The organism is Rhodococcus sp. NPDC003348 (assembly GCF_053589375.1).
Map to the genome: position 1 here is coordinate 46,350 of NZ_JBSFRT010000025.1, position 20,348 is coordinate 66,697.

Genomic DNA, 20,348 nt, shown 5'->3' on the forward strand with positions numbered 1-20,348 from the left:
GGTGGTGGCCGCGTGGACATCAACACTGCTCGTCACTACCTGCGCGTCGGCGAAGCGAAGCTGCTCGCGCAGGAGCCGCAGTGGCAGCGTCGCCAGAACTACCTCGAGGGCAAGCAGGATCTGCCGTTCGCGCCGGAGGGAGTGAACGCGGAGTACCTGGCGCTGCGCGAGCAGGCGATCGCGAACTGGATGGGTATCGCGATGAATTCCCCCATCCAGCGTCTGCAGGCCACCGGATTCCGGGACGGTGTCACGGGCAAGGTGGACCTGGACGTGTGGAAGAACGTCATCCAGCCCAACCAGATCGACGCCCGCCAGCCGATCGTGTTCCAGCAGATGATGGTGCACGGGCGCGGGATCTGGGGCGTGTCCCGGAATCGGAAGAACCCGGCGCGGCCGATCATCACTGTGGAGAACTGCCGGCGGGTGTGGATAGAACCTGACCCGTACAACCCGTTCGAGCCGCTGTTCGCGGTGAAGAAGGTCGCGATCAACGACCAGCGGGCGGCGAGTCAGCTGGTGCTCCCCACTGGGTACGCGACCGGACCGCTGCACGTCGCGTACGTGTACGACGCGACCTCGTGGATGCGGTTCACCCAACGCGGTGCCGGGACGAGCACCTGGGAAGCCGCGGGCGAGGGCAGGCACGGTCTGGGGCGGGTGCCGTTCGTGGCGTCCGATGCGAACGTCGACGCCGATGGTGTTCCGCACTCCTCGCTCGACGCGCTGATACCGCAGCAGGATGCGCTGAACACGATCCGGTTCAACACCCTGCTGGCGATGCAGTTCTCGGCGTACCGGCAGCGCGTGTTTACCGGCTACGACCCGGTGATCCGCGACGAGGCCGGTCAGCCGCTGCTCAAGAAGGACCCCGCGGGCAACGTGGTGTTCGACGAGAACGGCCATCCGATCCCGCTGCTGAACTCTCCGGGCCGCATCGGTGTCGACCGTGCGCTGGTGTTCCCTGGCGACGCGACGAAGGTCTTCGACCTTCCCGAGTCCAACCTCAAGAACTACATCGAGGTGTACTCCGAGTTCCTGTCCAACCTGTTCGCGACCGGACAGATCCCGCCGCAGTACCTGCTCTCGCGGATGGCGAACCTGTCCGGCGATGCGCTCACCGGCGCCGAATCGACGCTGAAGTCTCTGATCGGGGACCTCAAGCTGGGAGCCGGCGAGGCGCTGGAGACGACGGTGCGGCTGGCGAACATCGCCCGCGGCGCACCCGGCGGCGACGACTACGCCTCCGAGGTGGTGTGGGCGGAGACCGAGGCGCGCAGCTTCGCGCAGATCGTCGACGCGATCGTGAAGCTGATCAGCGCAGGGTTCCCGCGCAGATCCGGGTTCGAGATGATCCCGGGAGCCACGCCAACGAAGGTCGACTCCTGGATGGCCGAGCTCGAGAGCGAACGCCAGCTCGACCACGCGGTCGTCGAACGCGCGATGCGGTCCCTCGAACCGCAGCCGACGATGGAGGGGGCGAGCGATGTCGACCTTGCCTCTGGCGTCAGCTGATCACTACCGCGAACAGCAGCAGGTCACTCGCGTCGTCCTTGCCGCTGCACAAGCAATCTGGGGAACGCGGGCGCCGGCCGACTTCGACTCGTGGTTCGACGATCACGTCGACCAGCTGACCGGGTTGCTGACCGCTGGGCAACGGCGCGCAGCGGCTGGCGCCGACGAGTACGTGGCCACCACGCTCGAGGAGCTGGGCACACCAGTTTCCCCGGACGTGGAGATCGACCCGACACCGCTGTTCGGGGTCGCCTCGGACGGCCGCCCGCTCGGCTCGCTGCTCTACGGAGCGGTGATCCGGACGAAGGCCGCTGTCGCGGCGTCGTCCGAGTCGAACACGGTTGCAGCGTCGCAGGCGTGGAACGGGCCCGGGCTGCACGCGCTGCTCGAGCGGGTTCAGGTGCAGGTCGCCGACGCAGATCGCGCCGCGACCGGGATGGCCATCGCAGCGCGGGATCGCGTGGGGTACGTGCGGATGGTGAATCCGCCGTCATGCGCGCGGTGCGCGGTGCTCGCCGGGCGCTGGTACCGCTACAACACCGGGTTTCGGCGGCACCCGCAGTGCGACTGTCGGCACATCCCGTCCCGGGAGGACACGGCGGACGATCTGCGCACCGACCCGCGCGGCTACTTCGACTCACTGTCGGTGCCGCAGCAGGACAAGATCTTCACGATCGCTGGGGCGCAGGCGATCCGCGATGGCGCCGATATCAGCCAGGTCGTCAACGCTCGCCGCGGCATGGACATCGCTGGCGGGCGGCCGCAGCCGAGCGTGTACGGGCGTGAGCTGCTGACCACGACCGAGGGCGTCACCAAACGCGGTATCGCCGGGGGCGCGATCCGGGCCCGCGGGCGTAATGCCCGCACCACGCCGAGGCTGATGCCGGAGGCGATCTACGAGATCGCGGAGTCTCGCGAGGAGGCGCTGCGGCTGCTGCAGATGAACGGGTACGTCGCGATCAATCGTCCGATGTCGCCGAGCATCGCGGCTCGTGCCAGTGCCGTGAAGGTGACACCGAAGCCGCTCACCCCCGCGGTGGCGGGCGGACCGGGAGGCCCCGGCGGGCCCAGCGGCCCGCGGACACCGACTGCGGCCGGCGACTTCCCCGATCACGGTCGTGCCCTCGACGATCTCGGCGCCAACGCGTACCGCACGCGGCAGGACAGGCGCGACGGCCACCGCACCGACAGCAAGGCCGACAACGACTGGCGCTACATCCGCGATCCGGATGATCGGGCGACGGCGATCCTGCAGTACGTCCGCCGCGATCGCACGCACGTCGTGCAGGTCACCGAGAACCTGGCGGCCGGGCGAGATCCGTTCGACAGCATGGACTTCACCTCCGGCACGCTGGCCGAGCGGGTCAACGAACTGGGCTACGGCAGCAAGTACGGGATCGACGACTACCGCGCCGACCTGCACGCCACGGCCGCCCGGCTGCTTTCCTGGTCGCGCTCGCCGTCCAAAGCGTCCGGTGTGGTGTACCGCGGCCTGCGGTTCGAAGGGATCACACCGCAGGAGGCGCTGGCCCGGTACACCGTCGGCGAGGTGGAGACCTGGCGCTACGCCGCAACGTCCCCGCAGCTCACCGAAGCGCTCGAGTACGCGCGGCGCGCGAATTGCGCGCCGGTGATGTGGAACATCGCCGAGCCGGATGGGATTGCACTGTCCCCGGTCGGCCGGATGATCGACAGCGAGGAGTTCATCGTGACCGGGCGCGTACGCGTAGACTCGGTGACCTTGGACAAGTACGGAACCGTGCAGGTGGAGGGGAGCTGGGTGCAGTGACCGACTCGCGACCCCGGATGCCCAGTCAGGAGCCGGAAGGCTTCGAGATCATCGACGGTATCGAGTACAACACCACCCCCTCGCGATCGCTGCAGAAGCTCAGCCCCGAGGACCGTGAACTGTGGCTGGCGATGGCTGCCGACATGGAGCAGGAAATCCGCGCCCGCCGCGCGAAGCACACGCAAGGCGAATAGCACCGGTCGTTAGCGGCCGCACACGAGAAAGGCCCCGAGAGCATCCGCTCCCGGGGCCTTTCTCATGCCCACCACTTCCCCACTGATCTGTGGGGACAGTCCAACCGCGGTCGCGCGACGCGCCGCGGTCCACTCCGCGATGGAGGAACCACATGCACACGAACACCCTTCTCCTGATCCTCGGCGCCGGCGTCGGCGTCGGCGTGGGAGACCCCGGTACCGGCGGCAGCGAAGGCGCCACCGGCGGTACAGGATCCGGCACGGGCGACCCGGCCGGAACCGAAGGCGCCACCGGAGCTGGCAGCGACGACGACGAGCCGCTCGGCGAGGGCGGGAAGAAGGCCCTTGTCGCAGAACGAAACCGAGCGAACGCAGCCGAGCAGCAGATCGCGGATCTGCAGCGCAAGCTCCGTGAGCACGACGACGCGAAGCTGACCGAGGACCAGCGCCGACAGCGCGACGCTGACGAGCGGCTGACCGAGAACGGTCAGCTCAAGGAGCGCAACGGCTCACTCGAGCAGGAGAACCAGCGCCTGCGCGCCGCACTGGATGCGGAGCTGCCGAAGGACTGGGCCGACCGGATCCGGGGCGCGACGCCCGAGGAGATGGCGGCCGACGCGAAGGCCATCAAAGCGCAGCTCAAGGGGCCGAACGACGGCGACCACACCCCCGGGGTCGGTGCGTCCGGCGGCGACAGCCTCGGCGCGACATCGCCCGGCATGGGCACCCTGCGCGCCGTGCCCTGGAAGAACAACTGATCTGTGCCCGCGGGCGGTAGCCGGCGGGCCCCTACAAGGAAGGCGGAAACGCCATGGCTATCACTCTCGTCGAGGCAGCGAAGCTGTCCACCACCCACCTCCAGCGCGGCGTCATCGAGACGTTCGTGCAGGAGAACCCCATCCTCGACCGCATCCCCCTGATGACGATCCAGGGCAACGCCTACGCGTACAACGAGGAGGCCGCGCTTCCCGGCGTCGCGTTCCGTGGCGTGAACGAGGCCTACACCGAGTCGACCGGCACGGTGAACCAGAAGACCGAGTCGCTGGTCATCCTCGGTGGCGACGCGGACGTCGACCGGTTCATCGTCCAGACCCGCGGCGACCTCAACGACCAGCGGGCGGTCCAGACCGGCATGAAGGTCAAGGCCGCGTCCTACAAGTTCTCGGACACGTTCTTCAACGGCGACACCGCGGTCGATTCGAAGGGCTTCGACGGCCTGAAGAAGCGACTCGTCGGCGCACAGGTCCTCGATGCGGCCACCAATGGCGCCGCGATCAACACCGACGACACCACCCGCCACGCGTTCTTCGACTTGCTCGACTCCCTCGTCGCTCAGGTCCCCGGACTGAACGGCACCAACGGAGCGATCTACGCCAACGCCGCGGTGCAGGGCAAGATCCGGTCGGCCGGCCGCCGCATCGGTGGTGTCGAGATGGTCCGCGAGGATCTGACCGGCAAGCGGGTCCTGCAGTGGAACGGCATCCCGATCCTCGACCCCGGCTCCACCGCGGCGGGCGCGCCGATCCTCGCGCAGACCGAGACCCAGGGCAGCTCGTCTGCCGCGTCCTCGATCTACGCCGTGAAGTTCGGCCAGGACGAGGGCGACCGCGCCGTCACCGGCCTGACCAACGGCGGCGTTCAGGTCGATGACCTGGGCCAGCTGCAGGAGAAGCCGGCCTACCGCACCCGGATCGAGTTCTACACCGGCCTGGCCCTGTTCGGCGGCAAGGCCGCCGCACGACTGCGCGGCGTCCTCGCCGCCTGACCTGGAAGGAACGAATCACCATGCCCGAGAACACCAAGACCAGCCCTGACGATTCGGCCGCCGACAGCGCGCCGGCACCCGCCGACGGCTCCGCGGCGCCCGACGCCTCCGCACCGCAGCCCGCGCAGGGCAAGCCCGCGGCGGCGTCGCGGCCGCGAGCAAGCAAGAAGCCCTCCGAGCGGATCGAGGAGTACGAGGCGACACGGCCGGACGGCAAGGTCGTGAGGGTGCGCCGCAACATCGAGACCGGCGACAGTGAGGTCGTCGGTGCCTGACATCTTCGGCATCGAAGATGTGCAGGCTCAGCTTGGTGAAACCCTCGTCGAACCCGAACTCGCACAGGCCAACGTGTTCATCGCGCGGGCCCTCGCCGAGATGCGCGACCGGGTCCCGACGCTGGATGCTCGGCTCTCGAACGGCGACCTGAACCAAACCCTCGCCATCGGCGTCGGTGTGGACATGGTCATCGGCGCACTCGAGGCGATGCGGACGGGGCTGCGCACGCGGTCGGTGCAGTACCCGGAGGTGACCACTTCGTACGCCGATGTCGATTCCGACGAGCTGATCTCGATGTCCGATGCGCAGATCGCGAAGCTGTCGCCGAAGGTGCCCTCGCGCGGCGCCTACGTGATCGGTCTCGGCTGATGGCGCGGCTACCGGAGCGCTGGACGTTGTTGCGGGAGAACGAACCGCTGCAGGACCCGTCCACGGGCAACCGGGTGCCGGTGGTGCCGACGGAGTACCCGTGGACGGGCCTGCTGCAACAGCGGCAGTTGTCCTCATCCTCCGTCGACATTGGTAACACCGAGTTCGAGGCCGGGCACGAGGTGTCCGGGTTCGTGTTGCTGCTCGACCCGGGGCTGACTCCATTTCCGTCGCGCCGTGACCGGTTCCGTGACGCCGACGGCCTGGTCTACCAGGTCGTCGGCACCCCACGCGCTCGTCGCCCCGCGCGCGGATCTCGCCGTCCCGCGTACATCGCCGCGATCGTGCGGCAGGTCTCCGACATGAAGGAGTGATGACTGATGGCCAGGATCAAGAAGGCCGAAGCGCTGCCGTCCAACAGTGTCGAGTTCGTCGACGCGGACGGGGTGCGCCGGTGGGGTGCGATCGACTCCCCCGCCTACCTCGCGTCCCTCAAGGCCGCGCCGCCGCCCGACCGGGTCGACGACCCGGACCACGCCGCCGAACCCGAGCAGGTGTGACGTGTCGGCGCGGGTGACGGTCTACCACGACAGGGCCCGCGCCGAAGCTCGCGCGATCTCGTTCGACGACCGCGTCGATATCGCGAACGAGGCGGCGCAGGCGGCGCGGGCGACCGCGCCGGTGCTCACCGGCGAGTACCGCGACGGTATCGCGGTTGAGGTCGACGGCGACCGGGTCCTGCTCGTCGACAACGACGAGGACGCGGTGTTCAAGGAGTACGGCACCGTCGACACCCCGCCGCATGCCGTGATGACGAACGCGGCCAGCCAACACGGCCGCTACTCGGGTTGGAGGCCACGGTGAGCGGAAAGACCCGAATCCCGTTCGCGCCCGGCGCTGTTCGCGACCACCTCATGCAGGACGCCGACTTCACCGCGGTGGTACCGGCCGCGCTGATCACCACCCGCGATGTCCCGCTGACGATCGATCGACCGTTCGTCACGTGCAGATCGTCGAGCACCGGCGGCCCGGGTGACCCGATGGTGCGCACTCCGCTCGTGCAGATCGACGTGTGGGTGCCGAAGTCGGAGATCCTCGCTGCCGGGCCGATGCAGATCACGGCGGACCCGGAGGAGGTCGCGTGGGACATTGCGGGCCTCGCCGGAGAGGTCATCGGCCGGGCCAGGGCGGTGCCGTTCCGGAACTGCTCGTGGCGTGGCCGGTGGGTTGACGGGCCGATGAACATGGTCGACACCACCCGCGGCCCGGACAGCCCGCTGTACCGGTCTCCGGTGCGTGTCGAGCTGACCATGTCGATGACCGAACTGCCGTCATTCCCCTGGCTCTGACAGCCAGTCCCCCACCGGGCTGAGTCCCGGCCCCTGATCGCCCCTACCCCCGGGTGTCCTGCCGGACCCGGGGATAGGGGCACTCCACCGTGCCCGGACACAGCTCCGGGCACCCCCTCATTTGACGAAGGAGAAACCTCGTGAGCGACTACGCAGATCCGAAGAAGGCCACCGTCTACCAGGACGGCGACGCGTTCCGCGCGCCCGCCGGCACCCTGCTGCCCGCCGATCTGACCGCCGCGGCGCTGGTCACCGGCACCAGCCCCGGCGTCACCTGGGATCCGTACGGAGGTCTGCAGAAGGGCCTCGACCTCGCGCCCAAGCAGGACACCAAGGAACACAACGTTTTCAACAAGCGGGATTCCGCCTACGCGGTGACGCGAGGCCCGAAGTCGAACCGCTTCAAGTTCAAGGCCGTCGACCGGTCGAAGGCGACGCTGCTCACCGCGCTCGAGGGCGGCACCATCACCGAGGTCGGCTCCGGCTCCGGCGTGTTCGAGTACGAAGTCGGCGACGGCGAGGAGTTCGCGTTCATCTGGCGCGCCGTCGACGTCACCGCGTCGTCGTTCTTCTACTGCGACCGGGTGCGCCTCGCGACCCCGGCACCGCGGTCCTTCGCGGGCGAGGACCTCGACGGCTGGGAGTTCGAGCTGCTCGCGCTGTCCAAGGTCCGCGAGTTCGGCACCGACAACGCCCTCGCCCCGTAACCGCCCACTCATCCATCTCACGGCAGGAGATCAACACCATGGCAGGAACATCCCCCCGCAAGGCCGCCCCGCGTCGGGTGCTCACCGAGCAGAACCCGACCGGGGCGACCCCCGGCGCCATCGAGCTGTCCGACGAGTTCGGCACCGAGAACCCGGAGCCGCCGCAGCCGATCACCCTGTTCGGCGAGCCGTACTCGGTGCGCCGCGACCTCACCGGTGAAGAGGTGCTCGAGTTCTCTCGGATGCTGCGGCAGACCCCGAAGCTGGTGCCGGCCACCACCGAGGACGGGACGCCCATCGAGGGCGGGAAGCCGACCGTCGACATCGACGACTGGAATCGGCTGATGGTCGAGCGGCTCGCGTTCGTCCTCTCCGAGGGCGACCCGGTCCGGCTGTGGGAGGACATCGGCGCGCAGAACGTCGGCGTCGGTGACAAGCTCGTGCAGCGGATCTACTCCTTCGCGGGCCTGCTCGACGCGGAGGGAAACTTCCGGGCGCTCTGACCGACCTCCTCACCGAGGACGGTTGGAGCGCCGCCTACGCCCGCCTGTCCCGCCACCACCACCTGAACCTGCGCGCCGCGCTGCGCACGATGGGGTGGCGGGACCTGGCGGTCCTGCTCGACGACGCCGCCGAGCAGGACGACCGCGCCGCCGACCTGGCGGAGAACGTGGCGATGCTCGTCGACCGCGAGCACTACTGGCTGACCTCCGAGTACGCATCGTGGACGACCGATCCGGATGACTCCGAAGTCAAAGCCGCACGTGCACAACGTAAACGCGACGGCGTCAAGCCGCCGCCCCGACCGCTGCTCGCGCCGATCGCGCGCCGGTCCACCGCAGCGACCGCCGAGCTGCTCGCGCAGCACCTCGCTGACGTCGCGCGCTACACGAAACTGCCGGACGCCCCGCTGTCCGTCGCTGAATACAACCGCCTCCAAGGAATCACGGGAGCACAACCATGAGCGAAACCCCGGCAGGGCTGCCTCACCAGAACGAGATCGTCGAGCTGTACCAGCAGCTGCAGACCAACCCGAACGCCCACCACGCCTCAGCTGTCGCCGATCCCGACCAGCGGCAGTTCGCGACGATCGACCGCGACACCGCCGAGGTCCGCGAGTACGTCACCGTCGACGAGGCCCGCGCCGCCGCACCCGAGCATGGCGGCGCGGTGTATCAGCGGATGGCGTCGCCGCCGTGGGACTGGGAGCGCATCGAGGCGGTCTCGTGACCGCGCCGTCCGCTCCGGAGCGGATGCCCGGCGGCGGCCTCGATCTCGACGCGCTCGAACTCGACCCGCAGGTTCAACAGATCGCGAAGGTCATCGTGATGGTCGAGGCGCCATCCGAGGGAGCGATGCCACCGATCCGGTTCGAGATGCCCGAGCCGACACGGATCGCGAAGCGATGGCACGAGCTGGGGATCCGCTACCACGACCCCAACGTGCCGGACCCCGAAGGCCGGATCACCGAGATCGTCGAACTGCTCGCGATGTACCGCGAGAACAAACGGACCCCGGGCCCGTCGAAGCTCACCGCGACGGTCGCCGAGATCCTCGCGGGTTGGTCCGCGCGAGACGCGTACGCGCGGACCGCCGGATTCCAGTCCTGGCACGAAATGGAAGCCAGCACAACAGAACAGGGGTGATCCCATGCCGGGCGGCAGGATTGACATCGCGGTGGAGCCGGACCTCCGGGGCTTTCCGCAGAAGCTCGAGGGTGGGCTGCAGGGCGCGGTCGGCACCGCGGGCAAGGTTGGCCGGTTCATCGGCCTCTCGCTCGGCGCCGCGACGATCGCCGCCACGGGTAAGCAGATCATCCAGATCGGCAACGACTTCACCACCAGCCTGAACACGATGCAGGCGGTGTCGTCCGCGACCGCCGACCAGATGGCGCAGGTGTCCGAGCGGGCCAAGCAGCTCGGCAACGACATCTCCCTGCCGAACACCTCGGCCTCCGACGCCGCGGCCGCGATGACCGAACTCGCCAAGGGCGGATTCTCGGTCGAGCAGTCGATGGCCGCCGCGAAGGGCACCCTGCAGCTCGCCGCCGCCGCGCAGATCGACGCCGCGACCGCGGCCACGATCCAGTCCCAGGCGCTGCAGGCGTTCGGCCTCAACGCCGACTACGCGGCCACGGCCGCCGACGTCCTCGCGAACACCGCCAACGCGTCATCGGCGGAGATGACCGACGTCGCCTACGGGCTGCAGCAGGCCGGCACCGTCGCCAACCAGTTCGGTGTCTCGATGGAGGACACCTCCACCGCGATCGGTCTGTTCGCCAACGCCGGCATCACCGGCTCCGATGCGGGCACCCTGCTCAAGTCCGCTCTGCTCGCGCTGACCGACCAGGGCAAGCCCGCGCAGGCGGCGATCTTCGACCTCGGCCTGACGGTCTACGACGCACAGGGCAAGTTCGTCGGACTCCGGTCGTTGTTCGAGCAGCTCGAGGTCGCGTCGAAGGACATGACCGAGGAGCAGTACCAGGCCGCGACCGCGACGCTGTTCGGCTCCGATGCAATGCGTCTCGCGGGTGTCGCTGCGGAGCAGGGCGTCGTCGGGTACGACAAGATGCGCGACGCGATCGGCCGCCAGGGCGCGGCCGCAGACGTCGCCGCCGCGAAGACCCAGGGCCTGCCCGGCGCGCTGTCGGCGGCCCAGAACGCCGCCGAGACGCTCGCGCTCGAGGTGTACGACCTCGCCGACGGACCACTCGAATCCCTCGCCAACGGATTCGCGTCCTTCGTCTCCGACGCCACCCCTGCGGTCGTCGGTGGCCTGTCCGCGATCGGCGGCGCCGTCGCGGACATTGGATCGTTCTTCCTCGGGCTTCCGGGCCCGGCGCAGGCCGCCACCGCTGCCCTTGTCGCGATGAAGGTCACCGGCCTCGGCGGCCTGATCGGCGACCTGCAGGGCCGCGGCTCGTCGGCGCTGGCTGGATTCAACGACCAGCTGCGACTACAGCAGCAGCTCGCCCAGATGTCGGGTCAGGACATCGGCCGCGTGTCCGCGGCACTGTCGGTGCTCGAGGCCCGAGTCCCGGTCCTCGGACGGATGGGCGAGGCGTACCGGTCCGTCTACACCCCGGCAGCGAGCTTCGCGTCGCAGCAGGTCGCGCTCGCCTCGGCATCCGGCCCGCTCACCGGGTCGCTGCGCGCGGCCACAGGCGAAGCCGTCCGCTTCGGTGGCGCGATCGGCGGAACCGCGATGGCCGGTCTCAGCGGGATGCGGTCGGCGATCGGCGGCGTCACCGCGGCGCTCGGCGGCCCCTGGGCGATCGCCCTCGGCGGCGCGGTAGCGCTGACGACCCAGCTCATCTCGGCCGGCCAACGCGCTGGGCAAGTGATGGACACCTACCGGCGCTCGATCGACGACACCGCGAAGGCCAACGACAGTCTCCGGCAAGCGCTCGTCGACTCCAACGGCCTCGTCAACGACCAGGTCCAGGGCGCCGTCACGTCCAAGATCGATGCCCTTCGGGCGTCCTCGCAGCAGATGGCCGACAGTGCGCCGGGAATCTGGGGCCAGTACTCGGCCGCCTTCCGGGATGCGTTCGACGTCATGGACGGGTCACTTGACGGTGGAGCGATCTCGGCGGCGAACACTGCTCAGGCGATGTCAGATTCGGGTGGTCGGATCGTCGCCGCGATGGACAAGACCGGCCTGTCCAGCACCGAGCTCGGGAAGATCATCACCGGCGATTCGTCGAAGTTCCTCGACTTCACCCAGAGCCTGTTGCGTACGGGCGGCGCATCAACGGACCTGGCGCGGGCCCTGATGGATCAACGTGATGCCTTCCTCGAGGCACGATCGTCGGCCGGGCAGGTGAAGGACGCGATCGAGCAGATCGAAACCAAGGCGGTCGGCGCTGCCGGCGGCGTTGATTCCCTGACGAACGCCATGGGCCGCCTCCGCGAGGACGGCCGTACGGCAGAGAACGCCCAGAAGGCGCTGACTTTGGCGCTGGACGGGTTCCGAAGTTCAGCCCAAAACGGTGGCCTCGCAGCTGTTAACGCTGCAGGTGAGATCGATAGGTCGACTACCGCGGGTGTGCGACTCGACGACCAGATGCTGAAGGTGGCATCGGCATGGGATCAGGCCGGTGCCGCCGCACGCACCTCTGCGGCAGAGCAGAATCTGTCCGCGCAGGAGACTGAGGCTGCAGCTGCCGCGGCGCAGGAGGAAGTGCGAAACCAGTTCATCGCAACCGCGATGCAGGCCGGGTACACGAAGGAGGAGGCAGAGGGTCTCGCCGCTGTCTTCCGCACCTGGCCCCCGAAAGCGGAGACCGAGATCGTCCTGCACGATCAGCACGCCCGCGAGGTGATGCAGCGGTTCATCGACGAGAACCAGGGCAAGCAGGTTCAGGTCCAACTCATCGGCACGATCATGAACGGCAACAACGTCACCGCGCCGAGCGACCTTGCCGGCCTGATGACGGGTGCCCAACGTCGCGCGAATGGTGGTCCGATCACCGGCGGGATCCCTGGCAAGGACTCGGTACCGATCCTCGGGATGCCGGGCGAGCACATGCTCGACACCACAGACGTCGACGCGCTCGGTGGCCAGGGGGGTGTGTACCGCTTCCGTGCTGCCCTCAAGGCAGGGCAGGTTGGGAAGTTCGCGGTCGGTGGCGCAGTCGGGCAGTCCGCGTCCCAGCGGGCGCACGAGTTCCTCGCGGCACAGAACGGGATGGAATACGGGTACGCGCAGGTGGGCAGCCCGTCGTGGGACTGCTCGTCGTACAGCTCGGCTGGGTACGCGATCCTGACCGGTCGTGATCCGTACACCCGTTGGTACACCACAGAATCCGACTTCCTGTCGCTTGGGTTCCTGCCCGGGCTCGGGCCGCGGTCGGCACTGAATCTCGGTGTGCACAACGGCGGTGGTGGCCCGAACTCGCACATGGCGTCCGCGCTCGGCGGGATCCCGTTCGAGTCCAGCTCGAGTGGTGTCCGCTACGGGTCGGGTGCGGCCTCGCCGTCGGATCCGCAGTTCGAGAACCACTGGCATCTGCCGGCGTCGCGATTCAGCCCGCCGGAGGATGACTCGGCCGCGGCCGTCGCGTACGGGACAGGTCAGTCGACGAAGAAGAAGGCGACGTGGACCGAGAAGAACGACCTCGAGCTCGACTCGGCTCGAATTGCGGTGCAGCAGGCGATCGAGGCCCGTGACCGCACAAACTCGAACGAGAAGAAGTCGCAGGCCGACCGGGACCAGGCGGCGAACAAGGTCGCGCAGGCGGAGCAGCGCGTCAAAGACCTCGAGGCGAAGAAGGCCGCGGCCGAGTCCGGCGCCGACGCCGGTCCCGCACCGGCAGCACCGGCGCTGGAGTCGAACCTGACCGATGACGAGATCCGGCTGCGGGAGCTACAGCGGGCGATCAACAAGGCGGACATCGACCGCAACGAGGTCTACGACGACCCCGAGCGCATCGACGAACGCGAGGACGCCGACTTGGCGCTGCAGCGGGCGATCAACGCGCTCGCTGCGGAGCAGAAGCGTCAGGCCGAGGAACTGAAAAAGTCCCGCACGCCGGGCGCCTCGGCATCCGGTGGTGAGGCCATGTCGTTGTCGCAGATGCTCGGCGACGTCGCCTCCGAGTTCGTCACCTCGAACGTGTCGGACCTGTTCTCAGTGCTCGGGGTCAACGACTCCGGACTCGGCCGCCTGGTCGGGCTCGGGGTGGGGATCGCGGACTGGGCTCAGGACCCGCGCGGGGAGAAGTCCGGTGTCGGTCCGGCGACGGCGCCGTTCTTCTCGAAGGCGGAGATCGACAGTCAGGCTCCGGCGGTGCCCGGCACCCCGGAGTGGGCGACGGCGATGGCGAACCTGATGGCCTTCCCGAACCTGCTCAAGGAGATCCCGACGGTGCTACGCGACACCGGCGGCCCACTGCCGCATGGGGTCGCCGGATTGAACCTCTCCGGCGAGACGGAGTGGGTGCTGACCGGCGATCAGCGGCGCCAGTACGAGGCCGACAGGCGGGATCTGGCGGCTCTGCGGGCCGAGCGGAGCAGCGCGGGCGGGCTCGCGCGGGCCGACATCCCGCACTTGGCGCAGCAGCTCTCCGAGGCGATCGGCCGGCCGATCGCCGTCAACAACTACGCACCAGGAGGTGATGGCGTGGAACGCACGCTGGTGAAGGTCGAGCAGCGGCGCGTCGGGCGTGTCCGTCTGGGCGGCCGATGAGCACCTTCTTCCCGGACCGCACAGCCAACGTCGTGCTGTGCGGCCCGGGAGCCGCGGCCGGGCTCCCGGAGCGCGCGTGGCATCTGTCCACAGGCGAGGAGGGTGTCGCGCTCGGCGAGGGGTGGGCGGACTTCGAGGAGCCGGAGCAGACGCACCGCTGGTACACCGGCGCCCGCCAGGACGGATCGACGTGGCTGGGGTCGGTGCTCGAGCGCCGGGAGTTCGACATCCCGGTGCTGGTGCACAAGACCCGCACCCTCGGCTACCACGGCGTCGCCGACGCGTGGCGGTCCGATGTCGACTTCGACTACCAGTCCCGGCTGTACGTGATCACCGCGCACCGCGGCTACTGGTGGGTGGATCTGCGGCAGGCCGAGAAGCCGCAGATCGTGCACGACCTCGACCCGATGCTCGAGCAGTTCAAGGGGTACCTGCTGCCGGTGGTGGTCGAGGACCCGCACTGGTACGGCATCGAGTCCACGTTCCCGTACGTCAACGGCATGTACACGCAGGGCAAGGTGCTGAGGAACGAGGGCGACCGGCCCGCCTGGTACACCGCGGTCGTGAAAGGGCCGGGGATGGTGGTCCTTCCGGACGGCGACGGGATGACCGAGCTGTTCATCGGCCCGCTGCTGCCGGGCGAGATTGCGCGCATCGATACCCACCCGGACCACCGCACGGTCACCTCGTCCTACAACCGGAACCTGTTCAAGGACATGGGGTTGCAGCGGTTCCGCAAGCCGATCCCGCCCCGCGGGTCACTCGACCTGTCCCGGCTCCGGTTCCTCGACGGCAATCCCGACTCCTCGATCGTGCTGCGCGTGGACCCGAAATCGAAACGACCCTGGTGAGGTGAGATGAGTACGAGCACTTGCGTTCTCGACGGGATCACTCCCGTCGATGTCGACCTGTACTCGAAGCCGGGCCCGCTCGACGCGGAGTCGGCGGCGATCTGGACGGAGATCCTCAAACCGGCGCCGAAGGCGGACCAGCTCGAGGCACTGATCCTCGACAAGTTCAACCAGCCGCTCGGCGAGATCGTCGGCTACGAGGCGCTGACGTGGGAGTGGGTGTGGAACGGCGTCGGCACCGCGTCGTTCACCATCCCCGCGGACCACGACTGGGCGAAGCTGGTGATGTCGATCGACCGGACCGTCGTCCCGATCGTCATCACCTACAACGGCAAACGATGGTCGGGCCGGATCAACAAGTCCACCCGCACCGGGATCACGAAGAACAAGAAGATCACGTGCGAGCTGATCTCCGACTACGCGTGGTTCCACGCGATCCTCGCGTACCCGCAGCCGCTGTCGATCCCGGAGATCCAGTTCCCGCCGCAGGACATCATGATCGCCGGCGTCCGCACCCTCGTCGCCTGGTACACCATCCGCAACGCGTTCCGGCTCGGGCTGCCGATCACGTTCATGCCGTACACCCTGCTCCGGGACACCACCCCGGTCCGGGTCGGCATGGCCCGCATGGTCCCGCTCGACGAGCTGTTCGAGCAGTGGCTCAAGGACACCGGCTGTCACCTGACGATCACCCTGTGGATGCCGGGCGACCCGCAGCCGCACCCGGACCTGTTCCTGACCAAGCCGCAGTACATCGTCGACGTCGTGCAGCAGCCCCGCACCGGTGGCCTGCTGAACACCGGCAGCGTCCTCGACGGGATCGCCGACACCATCGGCAACCTCCTCGCCGCAGGCATCAACCTGTTCACCGGCTGGCTGAACCCCGGTATCGGGCAGGCGATCTCGGATGCACTGACCAGCGACGAAGTCCCGAAGGTCATCTTCCGGGCCGACGGGTCGGCGATCGACGACGCGACCGTGACGGTGACGCACCCGCTGTACTACTCGGCGGTGATCGGCGGCAAGTCCCCGACGTGGGTGAACAAGCTGATCGACCTCGGTGTCCAGATGGCGGTGACGTGGATCTTCTCGCTGCTCTCGCTCGCGGTGATCCCCGGCCTGGCGGCGTTCATCTCGGGCCTGTTCCACGACGTGTTCCTCGCGTTCCAGAAGTTCGTCGACTGGGCACTGAAACAGGACCTCGGCCCGCTCGGGTTCCCGGAGGGATTCGTCAACGCCGGTGCCGCGTACACGTTCTCCGGGTTCCAGGCCGGCACCAAGGGCCTCTATGACGGCCGCGGCACCCGCTGCGCGTCGATCACCCTCCGCGACGGCTACCCGTACACCGCGTTCGTCGACTACGACCTCGGTGTCCTCGCCGGGTGGGAGGACGAGGACGACGGCGAAATTTACTACGACCGCATCACCGCCATCCGCGGCGAGCACACCCGCGAAGGCGGAATCGTCCTCAAGACCGTCATCGGCGACGACAAGGCCGACGAGGCGCCGTGGGAGGTCGGGATGCGGCAGATCAAGGAGCTGTTCTCGGTGACCAACTTTCTGGCGGTGAACTGATATGGCACAACGCTTCTGGCCGCTCACCCGTGGCCACATGATCACCTCCGAGTTCCGGACGGCGGATCGCCCGGACCACTACGGTGTGGACTTCGGGTGGGATGGCGGATCCGGCGGACGACCGGTCTACGCCGTGCAAGGCGGCACCGTGTGGGCGGTCGGCCCGGCGTCCGGGTTCGGTCAGTGGGTCGTCTTCGATCACCCGACCGAGGACGGCGGGGGCACCACCGTCTACGGCCACGTCATCCCCGAGGTGTCGTACGGCCAGCGGGTCGAGGCCGGCCAGCGGATCGCTCGCATCAACCCGGACTCGAACACCAACGGCGGCGTCGCGCCCCACCTGCACCTCGAGTGGCACCGCTACGTGTGGGTGCCGCCAGGCCGGGACCGCCTCGATCCTCTGCCGCTGCTCGACGGCGCGGCCTACCCCGGCGAGGCGCCCCCGCCGATGTCGGCGCCTGGCCTGACCGTCGACGCCCTCGCGCGTGCGATGGGCGACGCCCTACCGCGGGAGCGGTACGAGCAGCTGCTGCCCGCGTTCGCCGAGGCGATGCGCGCCGCCGAGATCACCACGGTCGAGCGGGCCGCGATGTGGTGTGCGCAGCTCGGCCACGAGTCCGCGGGCCTGCTGTACATGGAGGAGATCGCCGACGGCTCCGACTACGAGTGGCGGAAGGACCTCGGCAACACCCAGCCCGGAGACGGTCGCCGGTTCAAGGGCCGCGGCCCGATTCAGGTCACCGGACGCCACAACTACACCGAGTGCTCGCGCTGGGCGCATGGCCGCGGCCTGGTCCGGTCGCCGACGTTCTTCGTCGACAACCCCGCCGAGCTCGCGTCCGACCGCTACGGGTTCCTCGGGCCGGTCTGGTACTGGACCGTCGCGCGTCCGCAGCTCAACGCGCTCGCGGACGCTCGCAACCTCGACGGCGCCACCCGCGCGATCAACGGCGGCCTGAACGGCATCGCCGACCGATCCACCCGCTACCAGCGGTGCCTCGACATGGGCGCCGCACTACTTCCCGAGGAGGGGTTCCTGATGGCACTGACCGACGCCGAGCAGCGCGAGCTGCTCGACAAGACCCGCGCACTGCACGCTGCGCTCTGCGAGCCGCGGCCCTCACTCATCCCACCCGCGGACGGATCCCCCGCCCCGTCGTTCGACCTGGCGACGTTCCAGCAGTGCATCGACGGCTCCACCTACCGCACCGAGCGGATGGTCGAGCAGCTCATCCAGAAGAAGGAGGCGTGATGCTCACGTTCCTGCAGAAGTACTGGCCGCTCTGCCGGCTGATCGGGTACGGGATCCTCGCCGCGCTGCTCGGCGCCGCGTCCTTCGTCGGCTGGATCACCGCCGACCAGGCCGCGGACTGGCTCAAGTCCGGCGCCACCACACTCGGCATGGTCGGCTTCATCGTCGCTGGCCTCTACGTCGACACCACCGGCACCACGAAGCTGCGGCCCGAGACACTGCAGGCCATCGAGGCGGCGATCGCCGCCGCGCAGGCCCCGTCCGCGGCGATCAACACCGCGCAGCAGGTCGGCGAGCAGATCGGTACCGCCCTCCGGATCCCGAACCTCGGTGAGAGCGTCCGCGCTGCAGTCGAACCCGCCCGAACCGATCTCGAGGCGATGATGCAGGACACCGTCAACCGCGGGACCGCCGCGATCGACGATCTGCGCGCCGCGCTGTCTCGTCAGCTCGGCGGGCGGTGACCGGTGGGAATCCTCGAATGGCTTACCCCCGAGCGGATCACGGCGCTCGGTGTCGTCGCTACGAGCCTGCTGACGGCATGGACCGGACGGATCGCCGTTCGGCTCAAGGCTGCGGAGGCCAAAGTCGCTGTGTTGGAGAAGCAAGGCGAGAAGGACCGCGGTGTCATCAAGGCCGCAGCGCGGTTCATCCGCGAGCAGTCGGTGCACATCGCTGTGCTGTGCGGGCTGCTGCGCCATCACGCGCCCAACGTCGTGATCCCCACCGAGCCCGGACTGCCCGAAGAACTACGAGAGGAGGTGTAGCGATGTACCAGCTCGAACGAGCCGTGAAGCTCATCTGCACGTTCAAGGACGCCTGGAACGTGCGGGAGACGAACAAGGCGGTCCTCGAGTTCATCGACGACGCCATCGAGGTCGAGATCCCGGCCTACAAGGGAGCGAAGGGCGACAAGGGCGACCCGGGTTCGCCGCCGATCTTCGAGTGGGAGGTCGCCACCGCCGCTGACCTACCGGAGCCGTCAACGTTGACGGACAACGAGAACGGGCACTGGTGGCGCGTGACCGGCTCGAGCTCGGCGTGGTTCTGGAACGGCGTCTCGCTGATCGAGATCCCCGACTACGTCGGCGAGAAGGGCGATCCGGGCGTCACCCCGACCCTGTCGATCGGTGACGTCACCGGCGGACCGGCGGCCGCAGCGTCCTTCACCCCGGGGTCGGGCGACAACTACCACCTGAACCTCGTGCTGCCGAAGGGCGACAAGGGCGACCCGGGTGCGCCGGGGCCGACCGGTCCGTCGTCGGGCATCCTCACCGCCGCCGACTACGTCGCCGCGTCCGGTGCCGCCGCTGGCGACGCGCTGGTGCTCTCCTCCACGACCGGCAAGGTGACCACGGCGCCGGTCGCGCGGGGCGGGTGGTACGGCATCCCGCCGACCTCGTTCACTGCGGCGAATGTCGCGACCGGGTCGTCCACGACGCGAGTGCAGTTGGCGCAGATCACGATCCCCGCCCAGCCCACCGACTGGTTCCCCCGGGTGGCCGGGCACGTCCGGGTCCGCGGCGGCGTGACAACGAAGATCGACATCGAGGTCCGTCTCGGCGACCCGACGTCCGGCACCCTGATCGGGTACGGCACCGGTATCGTCTCCGCGGGCTACTTCCCGGTCACGATCACGCCGGAGTTCGCGTCCGCGATGGCCCCGAACGCGTCGGTCGCTCGGGTCGCGAAGAACACCACCGGGCCCGGGTCGACGATCTACGTCGTTGCCGTGAAGACGGAGGGGTTCTGGGACGCGTGGCTGACCGACACCGCACATGCCCACCTCGATGTCGAGTGCAGGCCGGCGATCTGACCGATGGAGCTCGCACCCGAAATTCTTTCCGCTGCTGATCTTCTGAAGGTGCAGACCGTCGATGGTGGCGTGAACCCGTCGTGGGCGTCGCAGACCAGCGATTCCGACGAGACGTTCCCGCGGTCGATCTGCGGAACCATCGGTGCCACGGCCAACAACGGCGCTCAGGTGTGCATCGTGCTCCGGGCCACCCGCGACGGGGTGCGGGACTCGATCGGGATGGTCGGTTCGAACCCGGTTGACGCTGCGCCGTTCTTTCAGCTCGGCGCGTACGGCATCGACCTGCAGACCGGCGACATGCGGCTGCTCGGCAAGACGCAGAACCTGCGCACCATGTTCTCCACCGAGTTCAAGGAACGGCGCTTCTACCTCTACAACTCGTTCGACATCAAGGCCGGCCAGTACTACGTCCTCACCTACGCCTGGTGGCAGGGCAGCGCCGCGTCGACCGACACCCTGCAAGGACTCGGCGCGCCCCAGTCGAACATCCGGCCCCCGTTCGGATCCGGGATCACGTCGATGTCTGGTGCACGGAACTGGTCGTCGCGTCCGTCCGATGACGCGTACATGCCGGAGTCGCTGAACTGGTCGTCGATCCCGTCGTCCGGTTCGTCGTTCTACCCGTACCTGTACCTGTGCTCAGGAGGTGACATGCTGTGACCGGACCCGTGACCCACCCGCTGCAGTACATGAAGGTGACC

The 20,348-nt window shown here is 68.7% G+C and carries 24 protein-coding genes; all 24 read left to right on the forward strand.

Annotated elements, in window-relative coordinates; genetic code table 11:
• Positions 1-12 precede the first annotated feature (12 nt).
• Positions 13-1,515, forward strand: coding sequence for a phage portal protein (locus tag ACWDU4_RS17230; RefSeq protein ID WP_450115123.1), 1,503 nt, complete (start codon positions 13-15; stop codon positions 1,513-1,515).
• Entirely contained in the window at positions 1,487-3,304 is a 1,818-nt protein-coding gene (locus tag ACWDU4_RS17235; RefSeq protein WP_450115124.1) for a VG15 protein, read from the forward strand. Before ACWDU4_RS17230 ends, ACWDU4_RS17235 begins: the two co-directional genes overlap by 29 nt.
• Positions 3,301-3,498, forward strand: a complete 198-nt coding sequence (locus tag ACWDU4_RS17240; RefSeq protein ID WP_450115125.1) for a hypothetical protein — start codon at positions 3,301-3,303, stop codon at positions 3,496-3,498. Before ACWDU4_RS17235 ends, ACWDU4_RS17240 begins: the two co-directional genes overlap by 4 nt.
• 152 nt (positions 3,499-3,650) lie before the next feature.
• On the forward strand, positions 3,651-4,256 hold the full coding sequence (locus tag ACWDU4_RS17245; RefSeq protein WP_450115126.1) for a hypothetical protein: 606 nt from the start codon (positions 3,651-3,653) through the stop codon (positions 4,254-4,256).
• Positions 4,257-4,309: 53 nt separating this feature from the next.
• A complete protein-coding gene (locus tag ACWDU4_RS17250; RefSeq protein WP_450115127.1) occupies positions 4,310-5,263 on the forward strand; it encodes a major capsid protein in 954 nt (317 codons plus the stop codon).
• Positions 5,264-5,283: 20 nt separating this feature from the next.
• A complete protein-coding gene (locus ACWDU4_RS17255) occupies positions 5,284-5,538 on the forward strand; it encodes a hypothetical protein (protein ID WP_450115128.1) in 255 nt (84 codons plus the stop codon).
• Complete coding sequence (locus ACWDU4_RS17260; RefSeq protein WP_450115129.1) at positions 5,531-5,908, forward strand: hypothetical protein; 378 nt, start codon at positions 5,531-5,533, stop codon at positions 5,906-5,908. Before ACWDU4_RS17255 ends, ACWDU4_RS17260 begins: the two co-directional genes overlap by 8 nt.
• On the forward strand, positions 5,908-6,282 hold the full coding sequence (locus ACWDU4_RS17265; RefSeq protein ID WP_450115130.1) for a hypothetical protein: 375 nt from the start codon (positions 5,908-5,910) through the stop codon (positions 6,280-6,282). The genes ACWDU4_RS17260 and ACWDU4_RS17265 overlap by 1 nt, the downstream gene beginning before the upstream one ends.
• Positions 6,283-6,288: 6 nt before the next feature.
• Positions 6,289-6,468 (forward strand): hypothetical protein, encoded by a 180-nt coding sequence (locus ACWDU4_RS17270; protein WP_450115131.1) that lies wholly within the window; start codon positions 6,289-6,291, stop codon positions 6,466-6,468.
• Position 6,469: 1 nt separating this feature from the next.
• Positions 6,470-6,772, forward strand: coding sequence for an HK97 gp10 family phage protein (locus ACWDU4_RS17275; protein WP_450115132.1), 303 nt, complete (start codon positions 6,470-6,472; stop codon positions 6,770-6,772).
• A complete protein-coding gene (locus tag ACWDU4_RS17280; protein WP_450115133.1) occupies positions 6,769-7,257 on the forward strand; it encodes a hypothetical protein in 489 nt (162 codons plus the stop codon). The genes ACWDU4_RS17275 and ACWDU4_RS17280 overlap by 4 nt, the downstream gene beginning before the upstream one ends.
• A 140-nt stretch (positions 7,258-7,397) precedes the next feature.
• Positions 7,398-7,964 (forward strand): hypothetical protein, encoded by a 567-nt coding sequence (locus ACWDU4_RS17285; protein WP_450115134.1) that lies wholly within the window; start codon positions 7,398-7,400, stop codon positions 7,962-7,964.
• 38 nt (positions 7,965-8,002) lie between these two features.
• Complete coding sequence (locus ACWDU4_RS17290; RefSeq protein WP_450115135.1) at positions 8,003-8,467, forward strand: hypothetical protein; 465 nt, start codon at positions 8,003-8,005, stop codon at positions 8,465-8,467.
• Positions 8,468-8,556: 89 nt separating this feature from the next.
• Positions 8,557-8,928 (forward strand): hypothetical protein, encoded by a 372-nt coding sequence (locus tag ACWDU4_RS17295; RefSeq protein ID WP_450115136.1) that lies wholly within the window; start codon positions 8,557-8,559, stop codon positions 8,926-8,928.
• Positions 8,925-9,194: a hypothetical protein gene (locus ACWDU4_RS17300; protein WP_450115137.1), complete on the forward strand. Its 270-nt coding sequence runs from the start codon at positions 8,925-8,927 to the stop codon at positions 9,192-9,194. Before ACWDU4_RS17295 ends, ACWDU4_RS17300 begins: the two co-directional genes overlap by 4 nt.
• Positions 9,191-9,610, forward strand: a complete 420-nt coding sequence (locus tag ACWDU4_RS17305) for a hypothetical protein (protein ID WP_450115138.1) — start codon at positions 9,191-9,193, stop codon at positions 9,608-9,610. The genes ACWDU4_RS17300 and ACWDU4_RS17305 overlap by 4 nt, the downstream gene beginning before the upstream one ends.
• Positions 9,611-9,641: 31 nt before the next feature.
• On the forward strand, positions 9,642-14,153 hold the full coding sequence (locus ACWDU4_RS17310) for a phage tail tape measure protein (RefSeq protein ID WP_450115139.1): 4,512 nt from the start codon (positions 9,642-9,644) through the stop codon (positions 14,151-14,153).
• Entirely contained in the window at positions 14,150-15,004 is an 855-nt protein-coding gene (locus ACWDU4_RS17315) for a hypothetical protein (RefSeq protein ID WP_450115140.1), read from the forward strand. Before ACWDU4_RS17310 ends, ACWDU4_RS17315 begins: the two co-directional genes overlap by 4 nt.
• A 6-nt stretch (positions 15,005-15,010) precedes the next feature.
• Positions 15,011-16,579, forward strand: a complete 1,569-nt coding sequence (locus tag ACWDU4_RS17320; protein ID WP_450115141.1) for a Gp37-like protein — start codon at positions 15,011-15,013, stop codon at positions 16,577-16,579.
• Position 16,580: 1 nt separating this feature from the next.
• Entirely contained in the window at positions 16,581-17,831 is a 1,251-nt protein-coding gene (locus ACWDU4_RS17325; RefSeq protein WP_450115142.1) for a peptidoglycan DD-metalloendopeptidase family protein, read from the forward strand.
• A complete protein-coding gene (locus tag ACWDU4_RS17330) occupies positions 17,831-18,295 on the forward strand; it encodes a hypothetical protein (protein WP_450115143.1) in 465 nt (154 codons plus the stop codon). Before ACWDU4_RS17325 ends, ACWDU4_RS17330 begins: the two co-directional genes overlap by 1 nt.
• A gap of 3 nt (positions 18,296-18,298) precedes the next feature.
• Entirely contained in the window at positions 18,299-18,598 is a 300-nt protein-coding gene (locus ACWDU4_RS17335) for a hypothetical protein (protein ID WP_450115144.1), read from the forward strand.
• A gap of 2 nt (positions 18,599-18,600) precedes the next feature.
• Positions 18,601-19,647: a hypothetical protein gene (locus ACWDU4_RS17340; protein ID WP_450115145.1), complete on the forward strand. Its 1,047-nt coding sequence runs from the start codon at positions 18,601-18,603 to the stop codon at positions 19,645-19,647.
• Positions 19,648-19,695: 48 nt separating this feature from the next.
• Positions 19,696-20,307, forward strand: a complete 612-nt coding sequence (locus ACWDU4_RS17345) for a hypothetical protein (RefSeq protein ID WP_450115146.1) — start codon at positions 19,696-19,698, stop codon at positions 20,305-20,307.
• Positions 20,308-20,348 lie beyond the last annotated feature (41 nt).

Excerpts from the sequence above, each read along its gene's own strand:
- ACWDU4_RS17235 (WP_450115124.1), top strand. The coding sequence starts at position 1,487 with ATGTCGACCTTGCCTCTGGCGTCAGCTGATCACTACCGCGAACAGCAG.
- ACWDU4_RS17245 (WP_450115126.1), top strand. The coding sequence starts at position 3,651 with ATGCACACGAACACCCTTCTCCTGATCCTCGGCGCCGGCGTCGGCGTC.
- ACWDU4_RS17250 (WP_450115127.1), top strand. The coding sequence starts at position 4,310 with ATGGCTATCACTCTCGTCGAGGCAGCGAAGCTGTCCACCACCCACCTC.
- ACWDU4_RS17255 (WP_450115128.1), top strand. The coding sequence starts at position 5,284 with ATGCCCGAGAACACCAAGACCAGCCCTGACGATTCGGCCGCCGACAGC.
- ACWDU4_RS17265 (WP_450115130.1), top strand. The coding sequence starts at position 5,908 with ATGGCGCGGCTACCGGAGCGCTGGACGTTGTTGCGGGAGAACGAACCG.
- ACWDU4_RS17270 (WP_450115131.1), top strand. The coding sequence starts at position 6,289 with ATGGCCAGGATCAAGAAGGCCGAAGCGCTGCCGTCCAACAGTGTCGAG.
- ACWDU4_RS17290 (WP_450115135.1), top strand. The coding sequence starts at position 8,003 with ATGGCAGGAACATCCCCCCGCAAGGCCGCCCCGCGTCGGGTGCTCACC.
- ACWDU4_RS17295 (WP_450115136.1), top strand. The coding sequence starts at position 8,557 with ATGGGGTGGCGGGACCTGGCGGTCCTGCTCGACGACGCCGCCGAGCAG.
- ACWDU4_RS17300 (WP_450115137.1), top strand. The coding sequence starts at position 8,925 with ATGAGCGAAACCCCGGCAGGGCTGCCTCACCAGAACGAGATCGTCGAG.
- ACWDU4_RS17315 (WP_450115140.1), top strand. The coding sequence starts at position 14,150 with ATGAGCACCTTCTTCCCGGACCGCACAGCCAACGTCGTGCTGTGCGGC.
- ACWDU4_RS17320 (WP_450115141.1), top strand. The coding sequence starts at position 15,011 with ATGAGTACGAGCACTTGCGTTCTCGACGGGATCACTCCCGTCGATGTC.
- ACWDU4_RS17325 (WP_450115142.1), top strand. The coding sequence starts at position 16,581 with ATGGCACAACGCTTCTGGCCGCTCACCCGTGGCCACATGATCACCTCC.
- ACWDU4_RS17330 (WP_450115143.1), top strand. The coding sequence starts at position 17,831 with ATGCTCACGTTCCTGCAGAAGTACTGGCCGCTCTGCCGGCTGATCGGG.
- ACWDU4_RS17340 (WP_450115145.1), top strand. The coding sequence starts at position 18,601 with ATGTACCAGCTCGAACGAGCCGTGAAGCTCATCTGCACGTTCAAGGAC.